This is a genomic window from Actinomadura pelletieri DSM 43383, assembly GCF_003634705.1.
GTDB lineage: Bacteria > Actinomycetota > Actinomycetes > Streptosporangiales > Streptosporangiaceae > Spirillospora > Spirillospora pelletieri.
Window position 1 is genome coordinate 479,458 of record NZ_RBWU01000008.1, and the last position, 22,427, is coordinate 501,884.

General features: G+C 69.2%; 12 protein-coding genes. 7 read left to right on the plus strand and 5 right to left on the minus strand.

The annotated features are described in order from the left end of the window. Positions 1 to 83 precede the first annotated feature (83 nt). Positions 84 to 548, plus strand: coding sequence for a MarR family winged helix-turn-helix transcriptional regulator (locus tag BZB76_RS32865; RefSeq protein ID WP_121438315.1), 465 nt, complete (start codon positions 84 to 86; stop codon positions 546 to 548). Between the two features lie 56 nt (positions 549 to 604). On the opposite strand, the gene BZB76_RS32870 is transcribed toward BZB76_RS32865, so the two are convergent. Beyond that, the gene (locus BZB76_RS32870; protein WP_147449644.1) at positions 605 to 2,272 is read right to left on the minus strand and encodes a hypothetical protein; all 1,668 of its coding nucleotides are present in this window, start codon (positions 2,270 to 2,272) and stop codon (positions 605 to 607) included. 380 nt (positions 2,273 to 2,652) lie between these two features. Here BZB76_RS32870 and BZB76_RS32875 point away from each other — a divergent pair, with 380 nt between their 5' ends. From BZB76_RS32875 to BZB76_RS32890, 4 genes are all read left to right on the plus strand, one after another. Further along, positions 2,653 to 9,228, plus strand: coding sequence for an RHS repeat-associated core domain-containing protein (locus BZB76_RS32875; protein ID WP_121438317.1), 6,576 nt, complete (start codon positions 2,653 to 2,655; stop codon positions 9,226 to 9,228). A 165-nt stretch (positions 9,229 to 9,393) separates the two neighbouring features. Beyond that, entirely contained in the window at positions 9,394 to 11,355 is a 1,962-nt protein-coding gene (locus BZB76_RS32880) for a WD40 repeat domain-containing protein (protein ID WP_121438318.1), read from the plus strand. Between the two features lie 586 nt (positions 11,356 to 11,941). Beyond that, complete coding sequence (locus BZB76_RS32885; RefSeq protein WP_170180878.1) at positions 11,942 to 13,117, plus strand: MFS transporter; 1,176 nt, start codon at positions 11,942 to 11,944, stop codon at positions 13,115 to 13,117. 51 nt (positions 13,118 to 13,168) lie between these two features. Continuing rightward, a complete protein-coding gene (locus BZB76_RS32890; protein ID WP_147449645.1) occupies positions 13,169 to 16,255 on the plus strand; it encodes an AfsR/SARP family transcriptional regulator in 3,087 nt (1,028 codons plus the stop codon). A 243-nt stretch (positions 16,256 to 16,498) separates the two neighbouring features. Here BZB76_RS32890 and iaaH read toward each other — a convergent pair whose 3' ends face one another. Both iaaH and BZB76_RS32900 read right to left on the minus strand, forming a co-directional pair. Further along, positions 16,499 to 17,899, minus strand: coding sequence for an indoleacetamide hydrolase (iaaH, locus tag BZB76_RS32895; RefSeq protein WP_170180879.1), 1,401 nt, complete (start codon positions 17,897 to 17,899; stop codon positions 16,499 to 16,501). Between the two features lie 56 nt (positions 17,900 to 17,955). Beyond that, a complete protein-coding gene (locus BZB76_RS32900; protein ID WP_121438322.1) occupies positions 17,956 to 18,549 on the minus strand; it encodes a TetR/AcrR family transcriptional regulator in 594 nt (197 codons plus the stop codon). Between the two features lie 109 nt (positions 18,550 to 18,658). Between BZB76_RS32900 and BZB76_RS32905 the strand changes: the two genes are divergently transcribed. Continuing rightward, entirely contained in the window at positions 18,659 to 20,245 is a 1,587-nt protein-coding gene (locus BZB76_RS32905) for an MDR family MFS transporter (protein WP_246007352.1), read from the plus strand. 289 nt (positions 20,246 to 20,534) lie between these two features. After that, positions 20,535 to 21,032, plus strand: coding sequence for a hypothetical protein (locus tag BZB76_RS35595; RefSeq protein WP_246007353.1), 498 nt, complete (start codon positions 20,535 to 20,537; stop codon positions 21,030 to 21,032). A 78-nt stretch (positions 21,033 to 21,110) separates the two neighbouring features. Here BZB76_RS35595 and BZB76_RS36230 read toward each other — a convergent pair whose 3' ends face one another. Further along, positions 21,111 to 21,533, minus strand: a complete 423-nt coding sequence (locus BZB76_RS36230; RefSeq protein WP_246007354.1) for a YkvA family protein — start codon at positions 21,531 to 21,533, stop codon at positions 21,111 to 21,113. A 104-nt stretch (positions 21,534 to 21,637) separates the two neighbouring features. Beyond that, positions 21,638 to 22,309: a SecDF P1 head subdomain-containing protein gene (locus tag BZB76_RS32925; RefSeq protein ID WP_147449646.1), complete on the minus strand. Its 672-nt coding sequence runs from the start codon at positions 22,307 to 22,309 to the stop codon at positions 21,638 to 21,640. Positions 22,310 to 22,427 lie beyond the last annotated feature (118 nt).

The following is a 22,427-nucleotide window of genomic DNA, read 5'->3' on the forward strand; positions in this document are numbered from 1 at the left end:
CTTGCTGATCGAAGCGCCGCCCACACTTCTCTCTTGAGAAAGTCTCAGATGAGAGTATATCAGGAAAGATCTATCATGAACTCATGCTCGACGAACTGCTCGGACGGATGCTGTCCGAGGGCGACGACCCCGCCGTCCGGCATGTGGGGCTCGGCATGCTGCTGGCGGTCGCGCACCACCGGAGCCGGGAGGCCATGAACGACGCGCTGCGACCCGTGGGCATCGACGTGCGCGGGCTCTCCATGCTGTTCGCGCTGGAGCTGTACGGGCCGTCCAGCCAGCGGCGCCTCATCGACGTGACGGGCATCGACAAGTCCACCATGGTCCGGGTCGTCGACGAGCTGGAGGAGGGCGGGCTGGTCAGACGGGAGCGGGCGCCGACGGACCGGCGCGCCTACTCGATCACGATGACCGCCGACGGCGAACGGGCCCTGGCGCGGGCCCGGCGCGTCGGCGTCGAGGTGGGCGACCGGCTGTTCGGCGGCTACCGCCCGGACGAGCGGCGACAACTCGTCGACCTGCTCCGGCGGCTCGCCGAACGTGACTGAGCCTGGACGGCGTCCGTCGACCGGACGGTGCCGTCCAGGCCACCCGAGAGGTCAGGTCACCCGGCCTGGGCGGGGTCGCTCCGCGCGGAGCGGAAGCGGTTGTCGAAGGGGTCGATGGCGCGGACGGAGTAGGTGTGGGTGCTGCCCGGCGCGAGGCCGGTGTCGGTGAAGGTGCGGGTCTTGAGGTCCCAGTAGGTGGACGACTCGGTCACGGTGTGGATGACGGTGTTGTCGTCGCGGATGACCTGGTAGATGAGTTGGGCGTTGTCCCTGTCCCAGGTCTGGGTCCAGTTGACGGTGAGGGTGCCCGTGGTTCCGGCCGGCTTGGTGACCGTGGGCTTGTGGACGGGTTCGGGCGGGTTGACGTCCTTGGTGACGGCCAGCGAGCCGAAGCGGGTGAGTCCCTGCTGGGGTTGCTGGTTCACGGTGGTGAAGTCACCGCCGACCCACACGTACCTGCCGTCGTTGTCCATGGCGCGAGGGCCCTGGTTGTAGGTGGTGGCGCCGCCGTTGGTGGTGGGGAACCAGTGCAGGATCGGCGGGGTGTCGTGCTGGGGGTCGGGGTTGGTGGGTTCAGCGAGAAGCCGCTGGTAGGTGCGGTTGGGGACGTTGTCGGGGAAGCCGCCTGGCTGGGTGGAACAGTCGTGGGCGTGAGAGCCGCTGTAGAGCAGCCCGTCCAGGATGGTGAGGGCCTGCGTGGCTCCCTGGCAGTTGTCGATCCAGCGGCGGGTGCCGTCGTCGATGTTGAGGGACAGGCGGCCGTCGAAGGTGCTCTCGCCGTTGGCGGAGGCGTAGACGGCCTCGCCGTCGGTGACCAGATCGGTCACCCAGGAGCGGCGTCTGTCGTCGAAGTACTCGACGCCGGTCTCCCAGTGCGTGCTGGTGCCGGTGGCGTCGGTGCGGACGGAGGCGAGCCCGTGCGGCCCCCTGCCGTTGACGCGGTTGAAGTCGCCGCCGAGGATGATGCGACCACCGTCCGGGGTGGGAAGCATGGCGTGCACGCTGCGGTCGGCGGTGGGCGCCCAGCCGGTGAGCGCGCCGGTCGCGGCGGTGAACGCGGCCAGGCGCTGGCGCGCGGTGCCGTCGACGGAGGTGAAGAAACCACCGGCGTAGACGGTGCCGCGGGCGACCGCGAGCGCCTTGACGCGGCTGTTGAACTCGTGCTGGAACGAGGTGAGCGTGCCGGACGGCAGCTCGAAGGACGCGATCTTGCCGCGCCGCTGGTTGTTGACCTTGGTGAAGTCGCCGCCGACGTACAGCCGGGTGCCGTCCGGTGACGGCCTGATCTCCCAGACCGCGTCGCACGACCACTGGTTGCCGCCCAGGTCGTCGCAGTCGGGCTGCGGTGTGGTGCTGCTGAAGGGCGTGCCCTCGACCACGGGCGCCCAGGGCAGGGGCTCCCCGGTGGCCGCGTTGAAGGCGGCCAGGTTGCGGCGGACCTGCTCACGCGGGTCGCCGGGGTCGGTGCCCGGCGGGCGGATGTGGTCGAAGTTGCCACCGGCGTAAATGACGTCGCCGATGACCGCGAGCGACCACACCACACCGTCCGTCTGCCAGGTCGGCAGCGGATCGGCGGTGATCGTCACGGGTACGCCGGGCGGCGGTTTCGTGTCGGCGCCCGCGTGCGGGGCGAGCATCGTCAGCGGCAACGCCGCCAGGGCGAACAGCGCGGACAGTCTCCGCCGTAATTGCGTCGTCGGTCGTGAACGGTTGCCGTAAGCCAAGATCCAGCTCCCTTTCATCCGCCGTGATCATCACATTTCGCCGCATCGCGATCAAGATCTGAATGACCTATTCAGTGGTTTGCGGTCATCTCATTTGTTGACAAGGGATACGCTTGTCTTCGGCGCGCGCGGACGCTTTTGGCTGACATCGGGTTGTCATGCTGTCCGAACTCGGACTTGACCTTGTCGCCGACCTGCGGTTCTGCCTCCGAACACGCACGGTGATGGAACGCGAATATTGATGCCCTCTGCCCGTGACCGCATCGTCGATTGCGGTTGATGGTCGGCGTCCCGTGGGCGTCGTCCCCCTTCGTTGCGGAAGGTCTGGTGACGTGATGGGCAGGCGGCGATTACTGCGATCGGGACGTCCACTGCGAATCGTGGCCGCGGGGCTGGCGGTCACGCTGACGGCGGGACTGGCCACCGCCCCCGCCGCGCAGGCCGGTCTACCGCTTGCCGGACGACCGAAGGTCGCCGACGGCGAGCGCAGGGTCGACGGTAAGAACCTGAAGGTCCGTCCCCGCGCCCAGGACCCCGCCACGCGATCGGAACCCGCGACCCGGGCGGCGTGGCCGAAGCCGGGAACGGCCGAGCTTGAGGCGTCGGGTCGCCAGGCCGAGCGTTCCGGGACGTCGCAGGGCCTGGTCCGGGCGAAGGGTCTGCCGGTCGCGTTGGCGGCGCCGGGTCCCGGTGGCGCGCAGGCGGGTCCGGCGTTGAAGGGCCAGGTCAAAGTGGCCGTACTGGACCGCGCGACGGCCCGGCGTTCCGGGGTCGAAGGCTTGATGTTCACCCTGGCCCCGGCCGGTCAGGGCGCCTCGGGACGGGTCGGCGTCCGCGTCGACTACGCGGCGTTCGCGCAGGCGTTCGGCGGCTCCTACGGCACGCGGCTGCGTCTCGTCCAGTTGCCCGCCTGCGTCCTGTCGGCCCCCGCGAAGGCCGAATGCCGGGCCGCGACGCCGATCCCCACCGTCAACAACGGCGAGACGCAGACTCTCACCGCGGACGTGAACACGAACGCGCAGAACGGCCCGGCGATGCTCGCCGCGGTCGCGGCACCGGAAGGCCCACAGGGCGACTATTCGGCCACCAAGCTGACGCCGTCCGCCACCTGGGGAACTTCTGGGAACACCGGTGATTTCACCTGGTCCTATCCCATGAGAGTGGTTCCGGTTCCGGGGGGACTCGAACCGGAGATCGGTCTCAACTACTCATCGCAAAGTGTTGACGGCCGCACCGTGAACACCAACAGCCAGCCGTCCTGGGCGGGTGAGGGATTCGACTACTGGCCCGGTTTCATCGAGCAGCGCTACAAAGCGTGCGCCGATGATGGCGCGCCCAAGGACGGTCAGGGAAAGTCACCCGGTGACCTGTGCTGGGGCTACGAGAACGCGACCATCACCTGGAACGGCAAGGGCGGCGAGCTGGTCAAGGCCGCCAACAACACCTGGCGGTTGAAGAACGACGACGGCACCCGGTTCGAGAAACTCACCTCGACCGAGACCGGCAATGGTGACCACGAGGGTGAGTACTGGAAGGTCACCACGACCGACGGCACCCGCTACTACTTCGGCCTCAACCGCCTCCCCGGATTCGGCTCGGGCGGACCCGAGAGCAACTCGGCCTGGACCGTCCCCGTCTTCGGCGACGACGCGGGGGAGCCGTGTCACAAGGCGTCGGGGTTCGCCGACTCCTGGTGCCAGCAGGCCTGGCGCTGGAACCTCGACATGGTCGTCGACCCCGACGACAACGCGGCGATCTACCTGTACGACAAGGAGATCAACCACTACGGCCGCAACCTCAAACCGGCCGACGCCACCCCCTACACCCGCGGCGGCTACCTCAAGACCATCGAGTACGGGCTGCGCGGCGACAACGTCTTCGCCGGCGCACCCCCCGCCCGCATCATGTTCGACAAGGCCGAGCGCTGCATCCCCACCGACTCCTTCGACTGCGCCCCCGCCAAGATCAAGACCAATCCGGAGCAGTGGCGGGACGTCCCGTGGGACATGAACTGCGACGCCGGAACCCGGTGCGAGGACGGCCACGGCTCCACCTCACCCACCTTCTGGTCCCGCTACCGCCTCAAGAAGATCACCACCGAGTACAACCGCGGGTCGGGCTGGGGCTATCGGCCCATCGACTCCTGGACGCTGGACCACCGCTGGGGCGCCGTCACCGACGAACGCGACCTTCTCCTCAAGGAGATCCAGCACACCGGCAAGGCGGGCCCGACCGCGGACGACGACATCACACTGCCCAAGGTCACCTTCACCCATGTGGCCAGGGCGAACCGGGTGGACCAGGCCGGGGACGGGCTGCCCTCCTACACCCGCTACCGCGTCGACAAGATCTTCGACGAGTCCGGCGGGGAACTGAACATCACCTACTCGGGGCAGGACTGCGCCCGGACGTCGCTGCCGAAGCCGGAGAGCAACACCAGACGCTGCTATCCGCTGAAGTGGCATCTCCCGGACAGAACCGAACCGCTCACCGACTGGTTCAACACCTACGTCGTCACCGGCGTGGTGCAGAGAGACCGCACCGGCCGCGCCCCCGACACGGCGACGCGCTACGAGTACCTCGGCGGCGCCGCCTGGCACTTCGACGATGACGACGGCCTCACCAGGGAGAAGAACAAGACCTGGTCACAGTGGCGCGGCTACGGGCAGGTGCGGGTCACCAGCGGCAGCCCGGACAATCCGTCCACGCGCACCGACTCCTTCTACCTGCGCGGTATGGACGGCGACCGCGCCGGACCCGACGGCGGCACCAAGAACGTCACCGTCCCCGACGGTGAGGGCGGCACGATCGTCGACCACAACGCGTGGGCCGGGTACAAGTACCGCACGGTCAACTACAACGGGCCGAGCGGCGCCGTGGTCAGCAAGGCGGTCGACACGCCGTGGCGGCACCAGACCGCGTCCCGGACGCGTGACTGGGGGACGGTCACCGCCAACCTCACCGGAACCGCGCGCAACCGTTCGTTCACCGCGATGGACAACGGCACCTGGCGCGAGACCCGCATCGACAACACCTTCGACACCGGCGGCGACGGCGGCACGAGCGTCCCCGTGGGCCGGATCACGATGAGCGACGACCTCGGCGACGTCACCGACCCCGCCGACGACCGCTGCACCCGCACGACCTACAAGGACAACACGTCCGACTGGCTCCTCACCTACCCCAACCGGGTCGACTCCGTCGCCGTCAAATGCTCCGTCACCCCGGACCGCGCGACCAAGGAGGACGGTCAGCCCGGTCAGGTGATCTCCGACGTCCGCACGTCCTACGACGGCAACGGCTGGAACACCCCGCCGACGCGCGGCAACGGCTCCGTGGTGGAGCGCCTCATCGCGCACGACGGCACCGAGCCCACCTACCAGCGGACCGTCTCCACCGAGTACGACCACTTCGGGCGGCCGACCGCGGTGACCGACGCCAAGGGCCAGGTCATCACCACCTCCTACACCGACCAGGACGGGCTCACCCGCCGCACCAGGGTGACCAGCCCGCGCACCGACCCGGGCGACCCCTCCACCGCGCACACCACGGTCACCGACTACGAACCGGCGTACGGCAGCCCGCTCACGAAGACGGACGCGGCGGGCAAACGCACCGAAATCGCCTACGACGCCCTGGGACGCGTCACCAAGGTCTGGTTTCCCGACCGTCCGAAGAGCCGCTTCACCCCGACCGTGGAGTACAGCTACCAGGTCCAGGAAAACAAGATCGTCGCGATCGGCACCAGGACGCTGAACGCGGCCGGTGAGCAACGACCGCCGACCTACACGCTGTACGACGGGCTGCTGCGTCCCCGCCAGACCCAGGTCCACGGCCCCGGCGGCGACAAACTCGTCGCCGAGACGCTGTACAACAGCCTCGGCAAACCGCACCGCGTCTACGAGCCGTACTACGCCGACGGCGCCCCCGGTCCCTCACTGTGGGCGGCGACGACCCCCTCCGACATCGAGACCCAGACCGAGTTCACCTACGACGGCCTCGGCCGCGTCACCAAGAAGGCCCTGGTCGACGGCGGCGGCGACGGCCCGCAACTGTGGGCGACGACCACCGGCTACGGTGGCGGCCGCGTCACCGTCGACCCGCCGTCCGGCGGCACGCCCAGCATCTCCTACGCCGACGCGCGCGGCCGGCTGACCGAGGTGCGCCACTACCACGCCGACTCTCCGACCGGCGACGACTACGACGTCACCCGCTACACCTACGCGCCCGGCGGCCAGATCAAGACGGTCACCGGCCCGGTGAACAGCAAGGCGACCGGCGACCCCGCCGCCACCTGGACGTCCTACTACGACCAGGTCGGACGCAAGATCAAGACCGACGACCCCGACAAGGGCGTCACCACCTACGCCTACGACGAACTGGACCGGATCACCGCCACCATCGACGCCCGCGGTCAGAAGATCTCCACCCACTACGACCCGCTCGGCCGCGTCATCCGTACCACCGACGGCGCCGGGAACGTCCTCACCAGCAACGTCTACGACACCCTCGCCAAGGGCCAGTTGACGTCCAACACCCGTCGGGCCAAGGACCGCGGCGGAGCCGTCTCCGACTACACCACGACCGTGGGCGGCTACGACGACCTGTACCGTCCGACCAGCACGACCGTGTCCATCCCCGGCGCCGAGGGCCTCGGCACGCGGTTCACCTACGCCAGCACCTTCAACGCCGACGGCACCCTCAAGACCAGCACGGTCCCCGCCGCCGGCGACCTGCCCGCCGAGACCATCACCCACGAGTACGACGACCTCGCCCGCCCGACGACCCTGAGAAGCAACCTCTCCAGCTACGTCACGGGCAGCACCTACTCACCGACCGGCAAGCCGCTCCAGTACGAACTGTCCGCCGGACAGAAGAAGGCCTGGCTGTCCTACCAGTACCAGGACGTCACCCAACGGCCGTCCAGGCTGCAGGTCACCCGCGAGGGCGCCACCGCCCGACCGGACCTCGACTCCACCTACTCCTACGACGACGCGGGCAACATCCGCCAGATCGCCGACACCTCGCCCGCAGGCCAGGACACCCAGTGCTTCCGCTACGACCACATGCGCCGCCTCACCGACGCCTGGTCGCAGGCCGGAACCGGGTGCCCGTCCGGCGACACCGAGCCCACCATCGGCGGCCCGGCCCCCTACCGCTTCCAGTACAAGTACGCCACCGACGGCAGCCGCACCGACGAGAAGCAGTACCACAAGGACGCCGGCGGAGCCGTCCAGACGACCACCCGCTCCTACAAGTACGCCCGGGACGTCCCCGGCTACACCGGCCACCAACTCGCCGAGGTCGCCCAAACCGGCGCGAGCCCCTTCAGCGGCGCCGCGGGCAAGGAGACCTACGCCTACGACAAGACGGGCAACACCACCGCGCGAACACGCACCTTCACCGAGAACGGCACCACCACAACCCGCACCCAGACCTTCGAGTACGACACCGAAGGCGAAATCAACGCCATCACCCAACAGCAGACCGGTAAACCCGACGAGAACCACAGCTTCGTCTACGACACGGACGGGCAGCGCCTGATCAAACGGGACGCCACGGGCGTCACCCTGTACCTGCCCGGCATGGAGGTGAAACTCCCCACCGGCGCCACCCGACCCACCGCCACCCGCTACTACGCCCACGCCGGGCAGACGATCGCCACCCGAACCGCCGCCGGTGTCACCTTCCTGGCCCCCGACCACCAGGGCACGAGCCTGCTCTCCATCGGCGCCATGGGCCAGACCCTGGCCCAACGCCGCACCACGCCGTTCGGCCAGGAACGCGGAACCACCGGCACCTGGCCCACGAGCATGGACAAGGGCTTCGTCGGCGGGACCAAGGACACCACGTCCCTCACCCATTTAGGCGCCCGAGAATACGACCCGAACACGGGACGATTCACCACCGTCGACCCCGAATTCGACTTCAGTTGGCCGCAGAGCTGGAACGGCTATGCGTACGCGGACAACAACGTCCCCACCAGCGCCGACCCCACCGGAACCGACGGCCCCCTCACCGGCAACACCGAGTGCTACTACGCCAACAAGAACTGCGACGCCAGCCCCGCTCCACCCAGCAGCGGATCCCCCGCGCCCCCACCGACCAAAAAGAAGAAGTGGTACCAGAAGGGTCCCGTAGGACCCGTGCTCAACGGCTTCAACGGCTACGTAGACGGCGCCGTGAACCAGTTCACCGGCCTCGTGTCCTTCCCGGGCCAGGTCAGCATGTCCATGGCCGGCGCCACGATGACGAACCACTGCGCCTCGAAGGGATACGGCTCGGCCTGCGCGGCCACCGGCAAACCCCCGGCGCCCCCGGAGGTCCACGTACCGATCGGCGGAGACCCCAAGACCAAGTCCTACCGAATCGGCAGGATCATCGGCGACATCATCGGCATCCCCATCCCCGGAGCCGTGGGCCTACGCGGCATCAGAACCGTCGCGAAACTTCCCCGCCTGATCAAGTCCATCGCCGCCAACCTCGCGAAGAAGACCCCTCGAGAAACCGCGGAGAAGGCCCAGCCCACCCCACCTTCCTGGGTGTACAAGCCCGGCGGCCCCGACCGCCCGGGTCCGGACCCCACACGTCAGGCCGACCTGCCCCCGGGAGCCGGCATCAAGCCAGGAGAAAAGCTGCGCCCCGGCAGGCACGATTACATAGTCAGAGAAGACGGCTCGCTTCGCGCGATGCACGAGGATGACCTGCGCAGAATGAATGCGGGACACGCCAGTCTCGCTGACCATCAGTCGGTTATCATGGCGGGGGTCTTCGATGTCAATAAGGTGGGGAAGATCGAATTCTTCCAGAATTGGTCCGGTCACTACTGGCCCCAGCAGGTGGAAAACTACAGATCGCTGGAGGAAATCTCTCGAACCGCCTTCGCCAGGCACGGACTTCCGGAACCCGGACCGGGCACTTGGCACCCCAGGGATGATTACCCAGAATCTCCTTAGAAATTTGGACGGTCAGTGAGAGCAGCAGTTTCGCGTTCCAGCGAAGCGTGCGACAGCACGTTAGGGCGACCCGGGCTGAGCGATGTCGATCGGAGTCAGCTACTCTATCTCGACGCCGTTCGTCGCGGTGCCGCCGATGACCTGGCAGGCGTCAATTCCGGTGGCGTGCTCTGGCGGGCGGCATGGGCGAGCGGGACGGACCTCGATCCGAGGCTTCTCCTCAAGCTGCACGTCGGGCCCGTCGAGACGGTCGCCTGGCGCGAGGTCGGGAACCGTCCGCTGATGGCGGTCGGTACCTGTGATCTGGACGATGGCGGATTCGGCCCGGGGTACCGGCTGCGGTTGTGGGACGTACTCTCCGGCCGGTCGCGCGACCTGCCGTGCACCGAGGCCACCCGGTGCCTCGCCTTCGCGATGACCGCCGAGGGCCCGGTGCTCGTCTCCGGGCATACCGACGGGTGCCTGAGAATCTGGGACGTCTCGGAGGCGTCGCTGCGAAAGGTCGTGAACACGGGCGAGGACGGTCTGATGGACCTGTACGTCGCGGAGTTGGGCGACCGGGTGCAGGTGCTGACACGAGACGAGCGTGGCCGCGTTCACCTGTGGTCGCTTCCGGACGGGGATCGAGTCGGCGAACTGGATGTGCCCATCGCGTTCACGATCCGCGGTGGCCGCCTTGCCGATGGGCGGCATGTCCTGCTGACGGCGGGCCATGGCATGACCCTGTGGGATCTTGACCGCGGCATCCGGCTGCCGCTGCCTCCGCAGTTGCCGCAGTCGAGGCGAGTCAAGGACATCGTCCTGTTCACGTCGGGCGGCCGCGATCGTGTCGCGCTCGTTGACGAGTCCTACAGAATTGTCGCCTGCGACTTCGCGACAGGTGCGCAGCTGAGCAGCCCCATCACTGTGCATGCCGTCCACAGGCCGGACGGGTTGATGCAGATTTGGGACCGGCCGAGGCCCGGGGTGGATCTGTTCGCTGTCTCCGGGACGCTCGCCGTACCCACACCGCAACGGGTGCACCTGTGGGACCTGGAGACGTCCCAAGAGCGGCAAGTGCCGCTGACCGGGCCGGTGGCCCACTCCATAACACAGGCGGTCGGTTGGCAGGGCCGGGAACTGCTGCTGACCGGGTCGTCCTATGACGGTGTGGTGGTCCTGTGGGACCTGGAGCGGCCGGTGACTCGCCCACCCGGCCACGGCCAACACGTGGTCAGCGTCTCGTTGGCCGCCGATACCGTCGTCAGCGTCGACGAGGGCGGCACGATATTGGCCCGCCGGTCGGCGACCGGACGACTGATCTCCCCGCCGCTCGAGACCGGCGTCGAGTGCGCGCGCGTGGTTACGGCCTGGACGGATGGTCGCGACGTCCTTGCCGGAATGGGAGCGGGCTCCCGTTACGTTCCTGACGGTCACCTACGCCGCTGGAACCTGACCATCGGAAAGCGGTACGGAACGCAGACCGAGGCGCATCCCACCTATCTGCACCACATGGCTCGCGTGCGCCTGAAAGGTGAAGATGTCCTGGTCACGCTCGGACCCGACAGAATGATCAAGCTATGGCGTCCGGCCGATGGCGTGCTGCTCGCCGAGACCATGACCGGCATGTCGTCCCTTGTCACTGGCTTCGCCATCGGGGACGACGAGGGCAGGCCGGTCATGGCGGTGTCCAGCGGCGGCCGGTCCGTGAGAGTCCAAGCCCTCGACGATCTGGCGGCGACCCCGGTCATCGTCCCGGAGGCCGGTGACGACGTCGTCTTCGACATCGTCGGCCCGCACATCGTCACCGGACACCGTGACCACGAATACGGCAACCCGCGAACCGTCCGCGTCTTCACCGTGTCCGGCGATCGCTTCGGGACGGAACTACGCGGCACCGCCGACATCACGGCGGTGGCGGTACGAACCTGGCCCACGGCTTTCATAGGACGCGCTGACGGCACCGTCACCCTGACCGACCTGGAGACCGGCCGCGACCTCTGCCCCCGGTTGCTCCTGCCGAGCCGCCCCAAGACCCTGAACGTGACCGACGAGGGAGACCTGATCGTCGCCTTCGCCAGCGACCTGGCCCGCTTCCACCCACCCCTCCAACCGGACGATGTCGCGGCGGAGCCGGTGGACGAGTGAGGGCGCCACCTCCAGCAGCCACGAAGTCACCGAGGACTCGCACCAGGCACACTGTCAGCCGGCAGTACGTGAGAGTGGTCTTCATCACACGCTCTCGTGGGGTGGGGGCGTGCGTGTTCGCGTCCGGCATCTTCGCCCCTGGACGAACGGGGCGGCGGGGCCGATTGATACCTTCTCGACTTTTTCCTTCCGGGACGGGATGTGCGGGCCGGCGCGCGTCGAGTGAAGTCGAGTGAAGTCGAGTGAACCGGTCATCAGGCGGCGGTTTCGGTCCTGTGCGCGTGGTCAATGGGACATGTGGGTGGTGGCCGATGTCCTGTAGGGCGCTCAATGGTGCTTATGCACGGGTTTCCGGGCGGTGGGGTGGTGGCCTGGGGGAACGGTGACGAGCCCGGGCATGGGGGCGCTCGGACCTCATGACCACAACTCTTGACTTTGGGTGGTCAGGAAAGGGGTGGTTGGGCCCATTTGTGCTACCTTGTGGGCCACGTAGGCCTGCCCACCATGCCGAGGGTACGGGATCCGTGGACGCGCAATGGATGAACCCCTTGCTGTAAGGCCGTTTCCCCCCAAAAGACCCCCGACTTTGGAGCCGCCTCCCTATCGGTGGGTGCTGGCGCTGTTCGCGGTCACCCTGGGAATGTGGATCGGGCTTCTCGCGTCCGCGCAGGTCCTGTTGCCCAGCCAGATCGAGGCGATCGCCCCGGGGCGGAAGGTCTGGGCGATGGGTGTGGTGACCACGGTCGGCGCCGTGGCGGCGGCGCTGAGCGGGCCCCTCGTCGGCGGTCTCTCCGACCGGACCACCTGGCGGTTCGGAAGACGTCGGTCATGGGTGATCGGCGGTTCCGCGGCATGTGCCGTCGCTCTTCTTCTCCTTTCCCGGCAGACGTCGATCATCGGCGTCGGCCTGTGCTGGGTGCTCGTCCACGGTGGGGTGGGCGGTATCTCGGCGGCACTGTTCGCCGTGGTCTCGGACCGGGTCCCGGTCGACCGGCGCGGGACGGTGTTCGCCGTCGTCGGGTTCGCGCAGCCGGTCGGGCTCGTCGTCGGGACCTTGCTGGTGTCCGGTGTGTCGGTCCGGGTCGGCTATCTGCTGGTCTGCGCCTTGGTCGCGGTACTCGCGGTGCCGTACGCCCTGATCGGACGGGACGTCCCGGGGCCGGTCAGGACGTCGCGGACGAGGGCACCACGGCTGGCGTCCCTCGGCCCCGACTTCGGCTGGGCCTGCGCGGGCCGGTTCGCGGCGCAGTTCGCCACGTCGCTGGCCACGGTGTATCTGCTGTATTTCCTCCGTGACGAGATCAAGGTGGGCGATCCGGCACAGGGGGTGGCGGTGCTCAGTCTGATGTTCACCGCCGGAATCGTCGTGGTCGGCCTTCTGGTCGGACGGGCGTCCGACCGGGTCGGCCGGCGCAAGGTGTTCGTGATCTTCGCCGGGTTACTCATGGCCGCGGGCCTGACGGCGATGGCGCTGGTGTCGACCTGGACGGTGGCCGTCGTCGCGGCCGCCGCGCTCGGCGGCGGATACGGGGCCTACCTCGCCGTCGACCAGGCGCTCGCCACGCAACTCCTGCGCAGCGACGACGACCGGGGCAGGAACCTCGGACTGATGAACATGGCGGGGAGCAGTGCGGTCGCGATCGCGCCGGTCGTCGCCGCGGGCAGCGTCGACATCGGCGGTTACGCCGCGCTGTTCCTCTTGGCGGCCGTCGTGGCCGTCCTGGGCGGCCTGTTGGTACAGCCGATCAGATCGGTTCCATGAAGGGCTTGTAATGAGGGACGTCTGAGCGTGTTCGACGGGGGTGTGGAAGACATGACAACGGAAGGTGTGTTCTTCCGGGTCCTCGGGCCGCTGGGGGTCAGCGTCGGTGGGGTCGCCGTCGCGCCGCCGCGTTCGCCCGTTCTGCAGGGGTTGCTCGGGGTGCTGCTTCTGGCCCGGGGCGAGCCGTTGACGACCGGCCGGCTCGCCGAGCTGGTCTGGACGGACCGCGCGGGCGAGACGAGCCGCGAGTCCGTCCATGTCGGTGTGTCACGGCTGCGCAAGTGGCTGACCAGGCTCGACTCGGGCCGGACCTGCCGGATCGAGATCCGCTACCAGGACGGCTACCTCCTGCACTGCGCGGCGGACAGGTCCGACATCGGCCGGTTCCTTTCGCTCGCCGAGGAGGCCCGCGGCCTGACCGAGCCGGACCGCCGGTACCGGGCGCTGTCGTCGGCGTTCAAGGAGCGTCGGGGGCCGATCCTGGCGGGTCTGTCGCGGATCGACCGGGAGGACGCGCTCGTCCGCGGCATCGAGGAGGAGATCCGGCAGACCGCCATGGACTTCGCCACCGCGGCCATGGAGGCGGGCACCCCGGAGGGCGCGGTCCCCGCGGTGGGGGCGCTGAGCGCGGAACTCCCGTTCGACGAGCCGCTGCACGCCGTGCTCATCGACCTGCTGACGGCGAGTGGACGTCCGGCGGAGGCCCTGCAGACCTACCGCAGGCTCAGCGAACATCTGTCCGCCGAACTCGGCGTCGAACCGAGCGAGGACGTCCAGCGCGCGCACCTGCGGGTCCTGTCCGCCAACCGCACGGTCGAGGAGGCGGAAGCCGATCCCGGGCCCCCGGTTCCGGTGCCGCCACCCGCCCAACTTCCACCCGACATTCCCGACTTCACCGGCCGGAGCACCGAGGTGGTGGAGCTGGCCGAGATCCTCATCGGAGGCGGCGGCACACCCCCGCACCGGACCGTCGCCGTCGCCACCGTCGCGGGCATGGGCGGGGTCGGCAAGACCACGATGGCCGTGCACGTCGCCCACCAGGTCGCGAACTTCTTCCCCGACGGTCAGCTGTACGCGAACCTGCACGGCGACTCGGCGACCCCCGCCGACCCGGAGGAGCTGCTCGGCCGGTTCCTGCGCACGCTCGGCATGTCCGGTGTGGGCATTCCGGCGTCCCTGGACGAACGGGTCGCGCTATACCGCAGCCGACTCGCCGGGAACAAGGTCCTCGTCGTCCTCGACAACGCCGCCGACGAACGTCAGGTGCGCCCGCTGCTGCCCGGCACCGCGGACGCGGCCGTGCTCATCACCAGCCGCAACGCCCTCATCGGGCTGGAGGGGGCCAAACCGCTCACCCTCGATGTGCTGCCGTCCGCGCAGGCCGTCCAGCTGATCACCAACATCATCGGCGAGCAGCGCGTCGCGGCCGAACCGGAGGCCGCGGTGGAGATCGCCCGGCTGTGCGGTCAGGTGCCGCTGGCGGTGCGCATCGCGGCGGCCCGGCTGCTCGGCCGCGGCCACTGGACGCTGTCGCGCTTCGCGGAGATCCTGCGGGAGGAGCGCGGCCGCCTCGACGAGCTGGTCGCCGGTGACCTGGAGGTGCGGGCCGGGTTCGAGATGAGCTACCGGCTGCTGCCCGTGGAGACCCGGCGCGCGTTCCGGCTGATGGGGCTGCTCGACGCCCCCGACTTCGCGTGCTGGACGGTCGCCGCGCTGCTCGACGGTCCCATGCACGAGGCGCAGGCGCATCTGGAGACGCTGATCGACGCGCACCTGGTGGGCGTCACCGGTACGGACGCGACCGGGCAGCTCAGGTACCGGTTGCACGATCTGCTCCGCCTGTACGCGCGTGAACTCGCCGAACGCGACGACCCCGCGCCGCAGCGCGCGGCGGCGCTGCGGCGGGCCCTCGGCGGCTGGCTGGCCCTCGCCGAGGAGGCCGCCGAGCACGTCCCCGGGCCCTGCTACGCCGCGATCCACGGCCCCGCGCCGCGTTGGTCCCCGCCGGGCGCCGTCACGTCACGGCTGCTCGCGGACCCGATGAAGTGGTTCGACGCCGAACGGGCCGCGCTGGTCGCCGAAATCGGTCAGGCATGCGAGCTGCGGCTGACGGAGTACGCGTGGGACCTGGCGACGTCCATGGAGAAGTACTGCGATGTCCGCGGCCTGTACGACGACTGGCGCCATATCCACAAGGCGGCGCTGAAACTGTGCCGGGAGACGAACAACAAGCGCGGCGCGGCCGTGGTTCTGCGCGGGCTGCTCGAGGTCACCACCTGGTCGTCCAACACCGGGTCCGCCCCGGCGATGGGCCGTATGCGCAGGCTCGCCGTCCTGCTCCTCGACCTGTTCACCGAGCAGAACGATCCGGTCGGGATCGCCGACGCGATGGTGGCGATGGTGTGGGCGCAGGTCGCCGCGGGCGAGCAGGCCGACGCGCTGGCCATGGCGGAGCGCTCCCTGCGCGTCGCGCGCGAGGCGGACTACCCCGGGGGACAGGTACGGGCCCTGCACGTCATGGCCGTCGCCTACGGCGAGGGCAACCCGCACGACGCCCTGAAATGCCTGGAGCAGGCGCGGGGGATCGTGGCTGATCTCGGCAACCCGCGGCAGACCGCGACGGTCGTGCAGTTCCTCGGCGCGGCCCGCGCCCTGTGCGGTGACCTCGTCGGCGGCAAGGAGCTGCTGGACGAGTCGATCATGATGGCGCGCAACCTCGGCGACCGCTACCTGGAGACGTTCTCCCTGCTCTACCTCGCCAGGCTGTTCATCGCGACCGGGGACGGCAGGGCCCGGTCGACCCTGGACCTGGCGCTCACCTACAGCCAGGCGGGCAACTTCCGCCACCATCTCGCCGACGCGTTGAGCGTGCTCGGCGAGCTGAACCTGGCGGAGGGCGACGTACCGGCGGCCGTCGAGTACCTCGAACGCGCGGTCAAGGTCTGGCGCACCCGCGGGTGGATCCCGTTCCTCGCCCGGACCCTGCGCACCCTCGGCGACGCGCAGGCCGCCGCGGGCGACCACGAGGCGGCCCGGACCAGCTGGACGGAGGCACGTGAACTGTTCGCCCGGATCGACGACGACGCGGGTCACTCCTCCGTCGAAGAACGGCTGACGTCCGGAGACATGATCGGCTAACAGGAAGCCTTCTTTCCGGTTAGCGATCGGTAAGGCACCCCCGGCTAGCTTCGTTCCTGTACCGGGGGCATGACCCGAATTCTCGGTATGGCGAACGGTGGGCCACTTCCCGTGGGGCCCGACTGACGCGGGGGCGCAGTTGGCCGCAGGCCCCGTCGCCGGCGGGCGGCAGCGATGGCGGGCCGGGATCCTCCCTCCCGGTCCCGGTCCGCCATGCCGCCGCCGTCGAACACCGGCGGTCGGTCAGAGCCGCGGTCGCGGCAGCGGAGGCAGAACTGCCTCGATCGCCTCACCGATGGCCAGCAGCCGCGCATCGGACGAGTCCGGACCCACGATCTCCAGCCCGATCGGCAGCCCGTCGCGCGACAGCCCCGACGGGATCGACAGGCACGGCAGTCCCGCGCTGCTCGCCGCGTTCGTGTTCCGGATGTAGGTGAGGAAGGTGTCCACCGGCCTGCCGTTGAGTTCGACCGTCCTGTCCTCCCCGACGGGACGGTGCGGGCGCGCGGGCAGCGGAGTCGTCGGCACCACCAGGGCGCTCACTTCGTGCTCGGCGAAGTAGCGGGCATAGGCCGCGCGAAGTGCCGGACGGTGCACGGTGAGGGCCTCCCGGTACTCGGCGGCCGACACCCAGTCCTTGTCCAGGATCGATTCGAGTGTCTCCTTGACCCGGGGGATGGCGACCTGGTCGACCAACTCCCGCAACGTCAACGGCACGCCGTGCTGATACAGGTAGGCCGACAACTCACGTCCCACCTCGTACAGCACCACCGGAAGGTCGACCAGTTCGTTCAGTTGCTCCAGGTCAGGAAGGTCCTGCTCCACCAGCACCGCACCCCGTGCGGCGAGCACCGACAGGGCGTTCTCGGTGGCCGCAGCGACATCGGCGTCCAGATCCTCGTAGAAGAACCCGCGCGGCACCCCGAGCCGCAGACCGTCCAGCCCAACGGTCACCTCGGGATCAGCGGTATCGGGTGCGCAGACGGCGTCGATGAGCCGGACGTCCGCCACCGATCGAGCGAGCGGGCCGAGGGTGTCGCGAGTAGAGGAGATCGGGATGACGCCGCGCCCGTCATAGCGTCCATGGGTGGGACGGAAGCCGACACAACCGCACAGAGCGGCGGGGATGCGGCAGGACCCGCCGGTGTCGGCGCCGATGGCGGCGGGAACGAGCCCGGCGGCGACGGCGGCCGCGGTGCCGCCGCTGCTACCACCGGGAATGTGGTCGTCACCGTAGGGGTTGCGAACGATCCCGTAGGCGGGATTGTTGCCGGTCATCCCGAAGGACAGCTCACCGAGTGCCTGCTTGCCCATGAGCGTGCCGCCCGCGTCCCGCAACGCCCGGGTGATGGGCGCGTCGCGCCGGGGCCGCCAGGTGCGGAGGGCGGGGGTGGCGGCGGTGGTGGGCAGGTCGGCGGTGTTGACGATGTCCTTGAGCGCGAACGGCAACCCGTACAGGGGGCCGGGCCGGTCCGTCAGCTGTCGCCGGACGAGGTCGGGTTCGTGGGTGATGTAGGTGTTCAGATGGGCCAGCCGTTCGGTTCGCTCGATGAGCGCCTCGACGTACTCGGCGAGCTTCAGATCACCGTCGCGCAGCCGCCGGACGGCCTCGACCGCCGACAGCCAGTGCAGATCCTCCGTCACGATGCGTTCCTTTGCTGGGTCACCCGGGTGCCGGGTCATGGAGGGGAGCCGAAGGTCTAGCGGTCGACGGGCGCGGCGAGCGCGGCGGTGAACATGGCGGTGAGCCGGTCGGTGAGCTCCGCCGGGTCGGCGGCGCGCAGATCGTCAAGGCCGAGGACGCGGCGGACCGAGCCGACGCCCATGAGGATCGTGCCCGCCAGGAGCGCGCGGGCGCGGGCGTCCGGGCCGTCCAGTTGCGCGACCAGCGGCCCGATGAAGACGTCCTCCAGATGGTGGAGCAGGATCTCCGTGACCTCGGGTTGCCCGGCCGACCGGTCCAGCATCCGCGAGATGGGGGTGCCGCACCGCTGGTCGGTCTGCCGGACGAAGTGCTCGGCGAGCCGGCGGGGCAGACCGTCCGGATCGCCGGCGACGACCTCGCGCAACGTCGACTCCCCGGCGAGGACCTCGCCGAACAGCGCCGCCTTGGAACCGAAGTACCGGTTGACCAGCGCCATGTTCGCCTCGGCCCGCGCCGCGATCATGCGGACGGTGACGCCGTCATAGCCGTGCTCGCCGAACAGGTCACGCGCCGCGGCCAAAATGCGCCGCCGGGTCGCCTCCCGGTCGCGCTTCGGCCTGATCCGCTCGGTCTCGTCCTTGACCTGCATCGTCACATCCTGACGACCGGTCAGCCTCGGTGTCCAGCCCGACCGGCTTGCAAAGTAAACAAGCGACTACATAATATACATGCAAAGCACAGGTAACCATGGGGGCAGGGTGGCTCAGGCGAGCGTGGTGTCGCACGACCCGGTCTCGAGTACACCGCAGTACACGAACCGCCAGATCCTGAAGATCCTCGCCGGCCTGATGATGGCGATGCTGACCGCGATGCTGTCCAACTCGGTCATCGCGACGGCGCTGCCCACGATCGTCGGTGACCTCGGCGGCCAGGACCGGCTGTCCTGGGTGGCGAGCGCGTCCCTGCTGACCATGACCGCGTCCACCCCGCTGTGGGGGAAGCTGTCGGACATCGCGGGCCGCAAACTGATGTTCCAGACCGCCCTGCTGCTCTTCGTGGTCACCTCGATCGGCGCGGGACTGTCCCAGAACATCGGCCAGCTCATCGCGGCCCGCGCGGGCCAGGGCCTCGGCGCGGGCGGTCTGTCCGCGCTCTCCCAGGTGATCCTCGGGGACGTGGTCGAGCCCCGCCAGCGTGGCCGCTACGCGGGCTTCATCGGCGCCGTCTTCGGCGTCGCGACCGTCGCCGGCCCCCTGGTCGGCGGCTTCATCGTGGACGCCGACGCGCTCGGCTGGCGCTGGTGCTTCTACGTCTGCGTGCCGCTCGCCGTCATCGCGTTCTTCGTCATCCAACGCGTCCTGACGCTGCCGAGAGTGCGCCGCGACACCCGCATCGACGTCTTCGGCGCCGTCACGATCACCGGCGGCGCCGCCGTCCTGATGCTGCTGCTGTCCATGGGCGGCAAGCAGTTCCCGTGGCACTCCGCCTGGACGTACACGCTGGTCGGCGTCACCGTCGCGCTCCTCCTGCTCGCGATCGTCGCCGAACGCGGCGCCCGCGACCCGATCCTGCCGCCCTGGCTGTTCCGCAACCGAACGTTCGTGCTCGCCTCCCTCGGCTCCATCTGCATCGGCACGGCGATGTTCGGCGTGCTGATCTACGTCCCGCAGTACCTCCAGATCGTCAAGGGCATGAGCCCCACGGCCTCAGGACTGATGACGCTGCCGCTGGTCATCGGCATGCTCATCACCGCCACCGGCTCCGGCCAGATCGTCACCCGGACCGGCCGCTACAAGATCTTCCCGGTGGTCGGGACGTTCTGCGTCGCCATCGCGATGTTCCTCCTGTCACGGCTGCACACCGACTCCTCGAACACGCTCATCGGCGTGGACCTCGCCGTCCTCGGCATCGGCATGGGCCTGACCCTGCAGATCCTCATCCTCGCCGCCCAGAACGCCGCCGCCACCGCCGACCTGGCGTCCACGACATCGGGCGTCTCGTTCTTCCGCAACCTCGGCGGCACGATGGGCGTCGCCGCCTTTGGAGCGATCCTCACCAACCGAGTCACCGCGGAAATCGCCTCCGGCTTCCGCGCCGCCGGAATCTCCGCCTCCTCCGACGACGCCCTACGCGGCTCCCCGGCCGAAATCCAACAACTCCCCGAAACCGTCAAGGCCATCGTCCGGGACGCCTTCACCAGCTCCCTGGAAACCGTCTTCCTGACCGGAATCCCCATCGCGATCATTGGCTTCCTCGCCGTCCTCGCCATGAAGGAACTCCCCCTACGCGGCGGCCCCATCACCCGCCCCACGCCCGTCGACCACGGCGACCAACGCCCACTCTGACCCGTCCCACACGGAACCGCCCGGAGGCGATGGTCAGCTCGTGGCAGGATGCGGGCATCCGCCGCTCGGTAACCGCCCAGGTCTCTGAAGTTGAACAAACGCCCGCACGTGATGTGTCGACCCGCGAGAATTATCGTAGGCCGCCCGCACCCGCTCCAGCGGCGAGCGTGGTGGCACAAGGGAACGGAAGCCCAACCAACGAAGGAAGTGTTCTCCCATGCTCTTGCCCGCACTCCGTGTCCTCTCTCAAGGAGAACTGACGACGGAACAGCTCCGGCGGTTACTTGACATGCTCCGGCTTGAAGAGGTTCCCCGTACCGAGGGGCCGGGAGCACGGAGAAGCATCGCGCATCGCTCCTACACCGACGACGCCGGCAGCCGTCTAGTTCTGGACCTGGCCCGTACGGGGGAAGACGGCTGGGTGCTCGCACTGTTCTTCGACGGGGAACCGCCTCCGGCCGAAACCGTCGACGGCCATCGAGTGCTGCTGCGCGAGGCTGTCGAAAGGCTCGGCCTCAGTCTCATCGAGATCACCCCCGCCGCGACCGCCGACGAAGTCCACGTCGTGACGCCGGTCTCCGGTGCTTCTGAGCGCATCGGCATCGGGGTCGCCTGGGACCTTCCGTACGACCACCTGGACCAGCTGTGGCAGCACGTCGGCCTGCGCAGGGACGCTCCCCGCGAAGTCAAAGAGGTCAAGCTGCGCGAGGTGATGCGAACCCCAGCCTGGTCGTCCGCGCCCGCGTCCCTGCGCCGTCAAGCCGAGGACTTTCTTGGCGCCGACTGAGCCGAGGTCGAGGTCCATGCGCTCGGGGGCGGCTTGAGCACCGGCTGCCTCCGAGCGGACGTCCCGGGTCAGGCTCCCTCACTGGCCGAGGAAGGTCTGGTCGCGCAGTTCCTTCGCGAGATCCGCGGCGATCCGCGCCATTTCCTCGCCGTTCTGACCGGGACCGAACGGCGGCCCCGGAGAGAGCCGAGCGGCCAGTTTTTCAAGCAGTCCGGCAATTGTCGTCGCGCGCAACTCCGTGATGACCACGTCGTGGGACGGCTCACCGGGCGACCGCTGACCCAGACTCGGTTCGCCGACGAGGACCGTCGGGCGTCCACCACGCTCCCAGGCGACGAAGTCGCCCGCGGACTTGACGAGGACCGCGAGCATCCACAGCGCCAGACCCGTGTCGTCCACGATCCCGGCGACGGGGATCACGTCGGGAATGGCGTCGATCGGGGAGACGAGGTGGTCTCCGCCGAGCCGTCGCCGCAGATCCGCCGCGTGAATTAGGGCCATGAGATCATGACAGCAGCCAGGAAATCGACCGATTCCCTCTTTTGTGGCTGTGGTCGAGTTCGGGGTGCTGGCCTGTGCGTGGTGGTCTGGCTCGCAGGGGGCGGTCAGCGGCCTTTGAGGGCGCGGATGAGGCGGTTGGCGGATGTTCGGTCGGGGGGGCCGGTTACGACGATCTTGCCGTCGGTGATCGCCATGTCGACGCGGGGGAGGGTGATGAGACGGTTCCGGACGACGAAGGCGAGGTCGCGGCCGACCGTGGCGCGGGTCAGGTCGGCGAAGGCGGCGCGGTCGACCGTTCTGAGGGTGACCGCGACGTCGTAGCCGCCCGGACGCACCCGTGACTTCTGGACGCGCATGTCCGCGACCTTGTGGATCGCGATGCCCTGCGCCAGCCGGTAGCACATCGGTGCCGCGCCGAACTGGCCGGTGATGCCCCGCGTCCCGGTCGGGCACTGGCCCGGTGTCGCCTGGGTGACGGGATAGATCTGGAGCGGCGCCGCCAGCGTCACCGGTCGTGTTCGCATCGACGAGGCGATCAACGCGCCGGTCACCGCGACGGTCGCGATCAGCAGTCCCAGCGTCAACACCATGACCAGCAGGGCCGAACGGTGCTGGTCGGCGGCCCTGGCGGGCGGCACGGCCGCGCCGTAGGGGCGGGGCCGCCGCTCCCGGAGCGCCGCCCGGTTCCGTTTCGCCTCCGCCGCCGCGCGCCGCCGCTCCGCCAACCGCTCACGCCGCCGCGCAGCCTCCTCGGCGGCCGTGGAGGAAGGCGCCATGGGATGTGTGGTCGAGGTCGGGTCGGTGGTCTTGGTTCCCGGGGGTGGGGCCGTGGGGAGGACGGCCGTCGGTGTCACCGGTCGGCGGGCCGGGCCGGGAGGGGGCACGGCCCCGGGT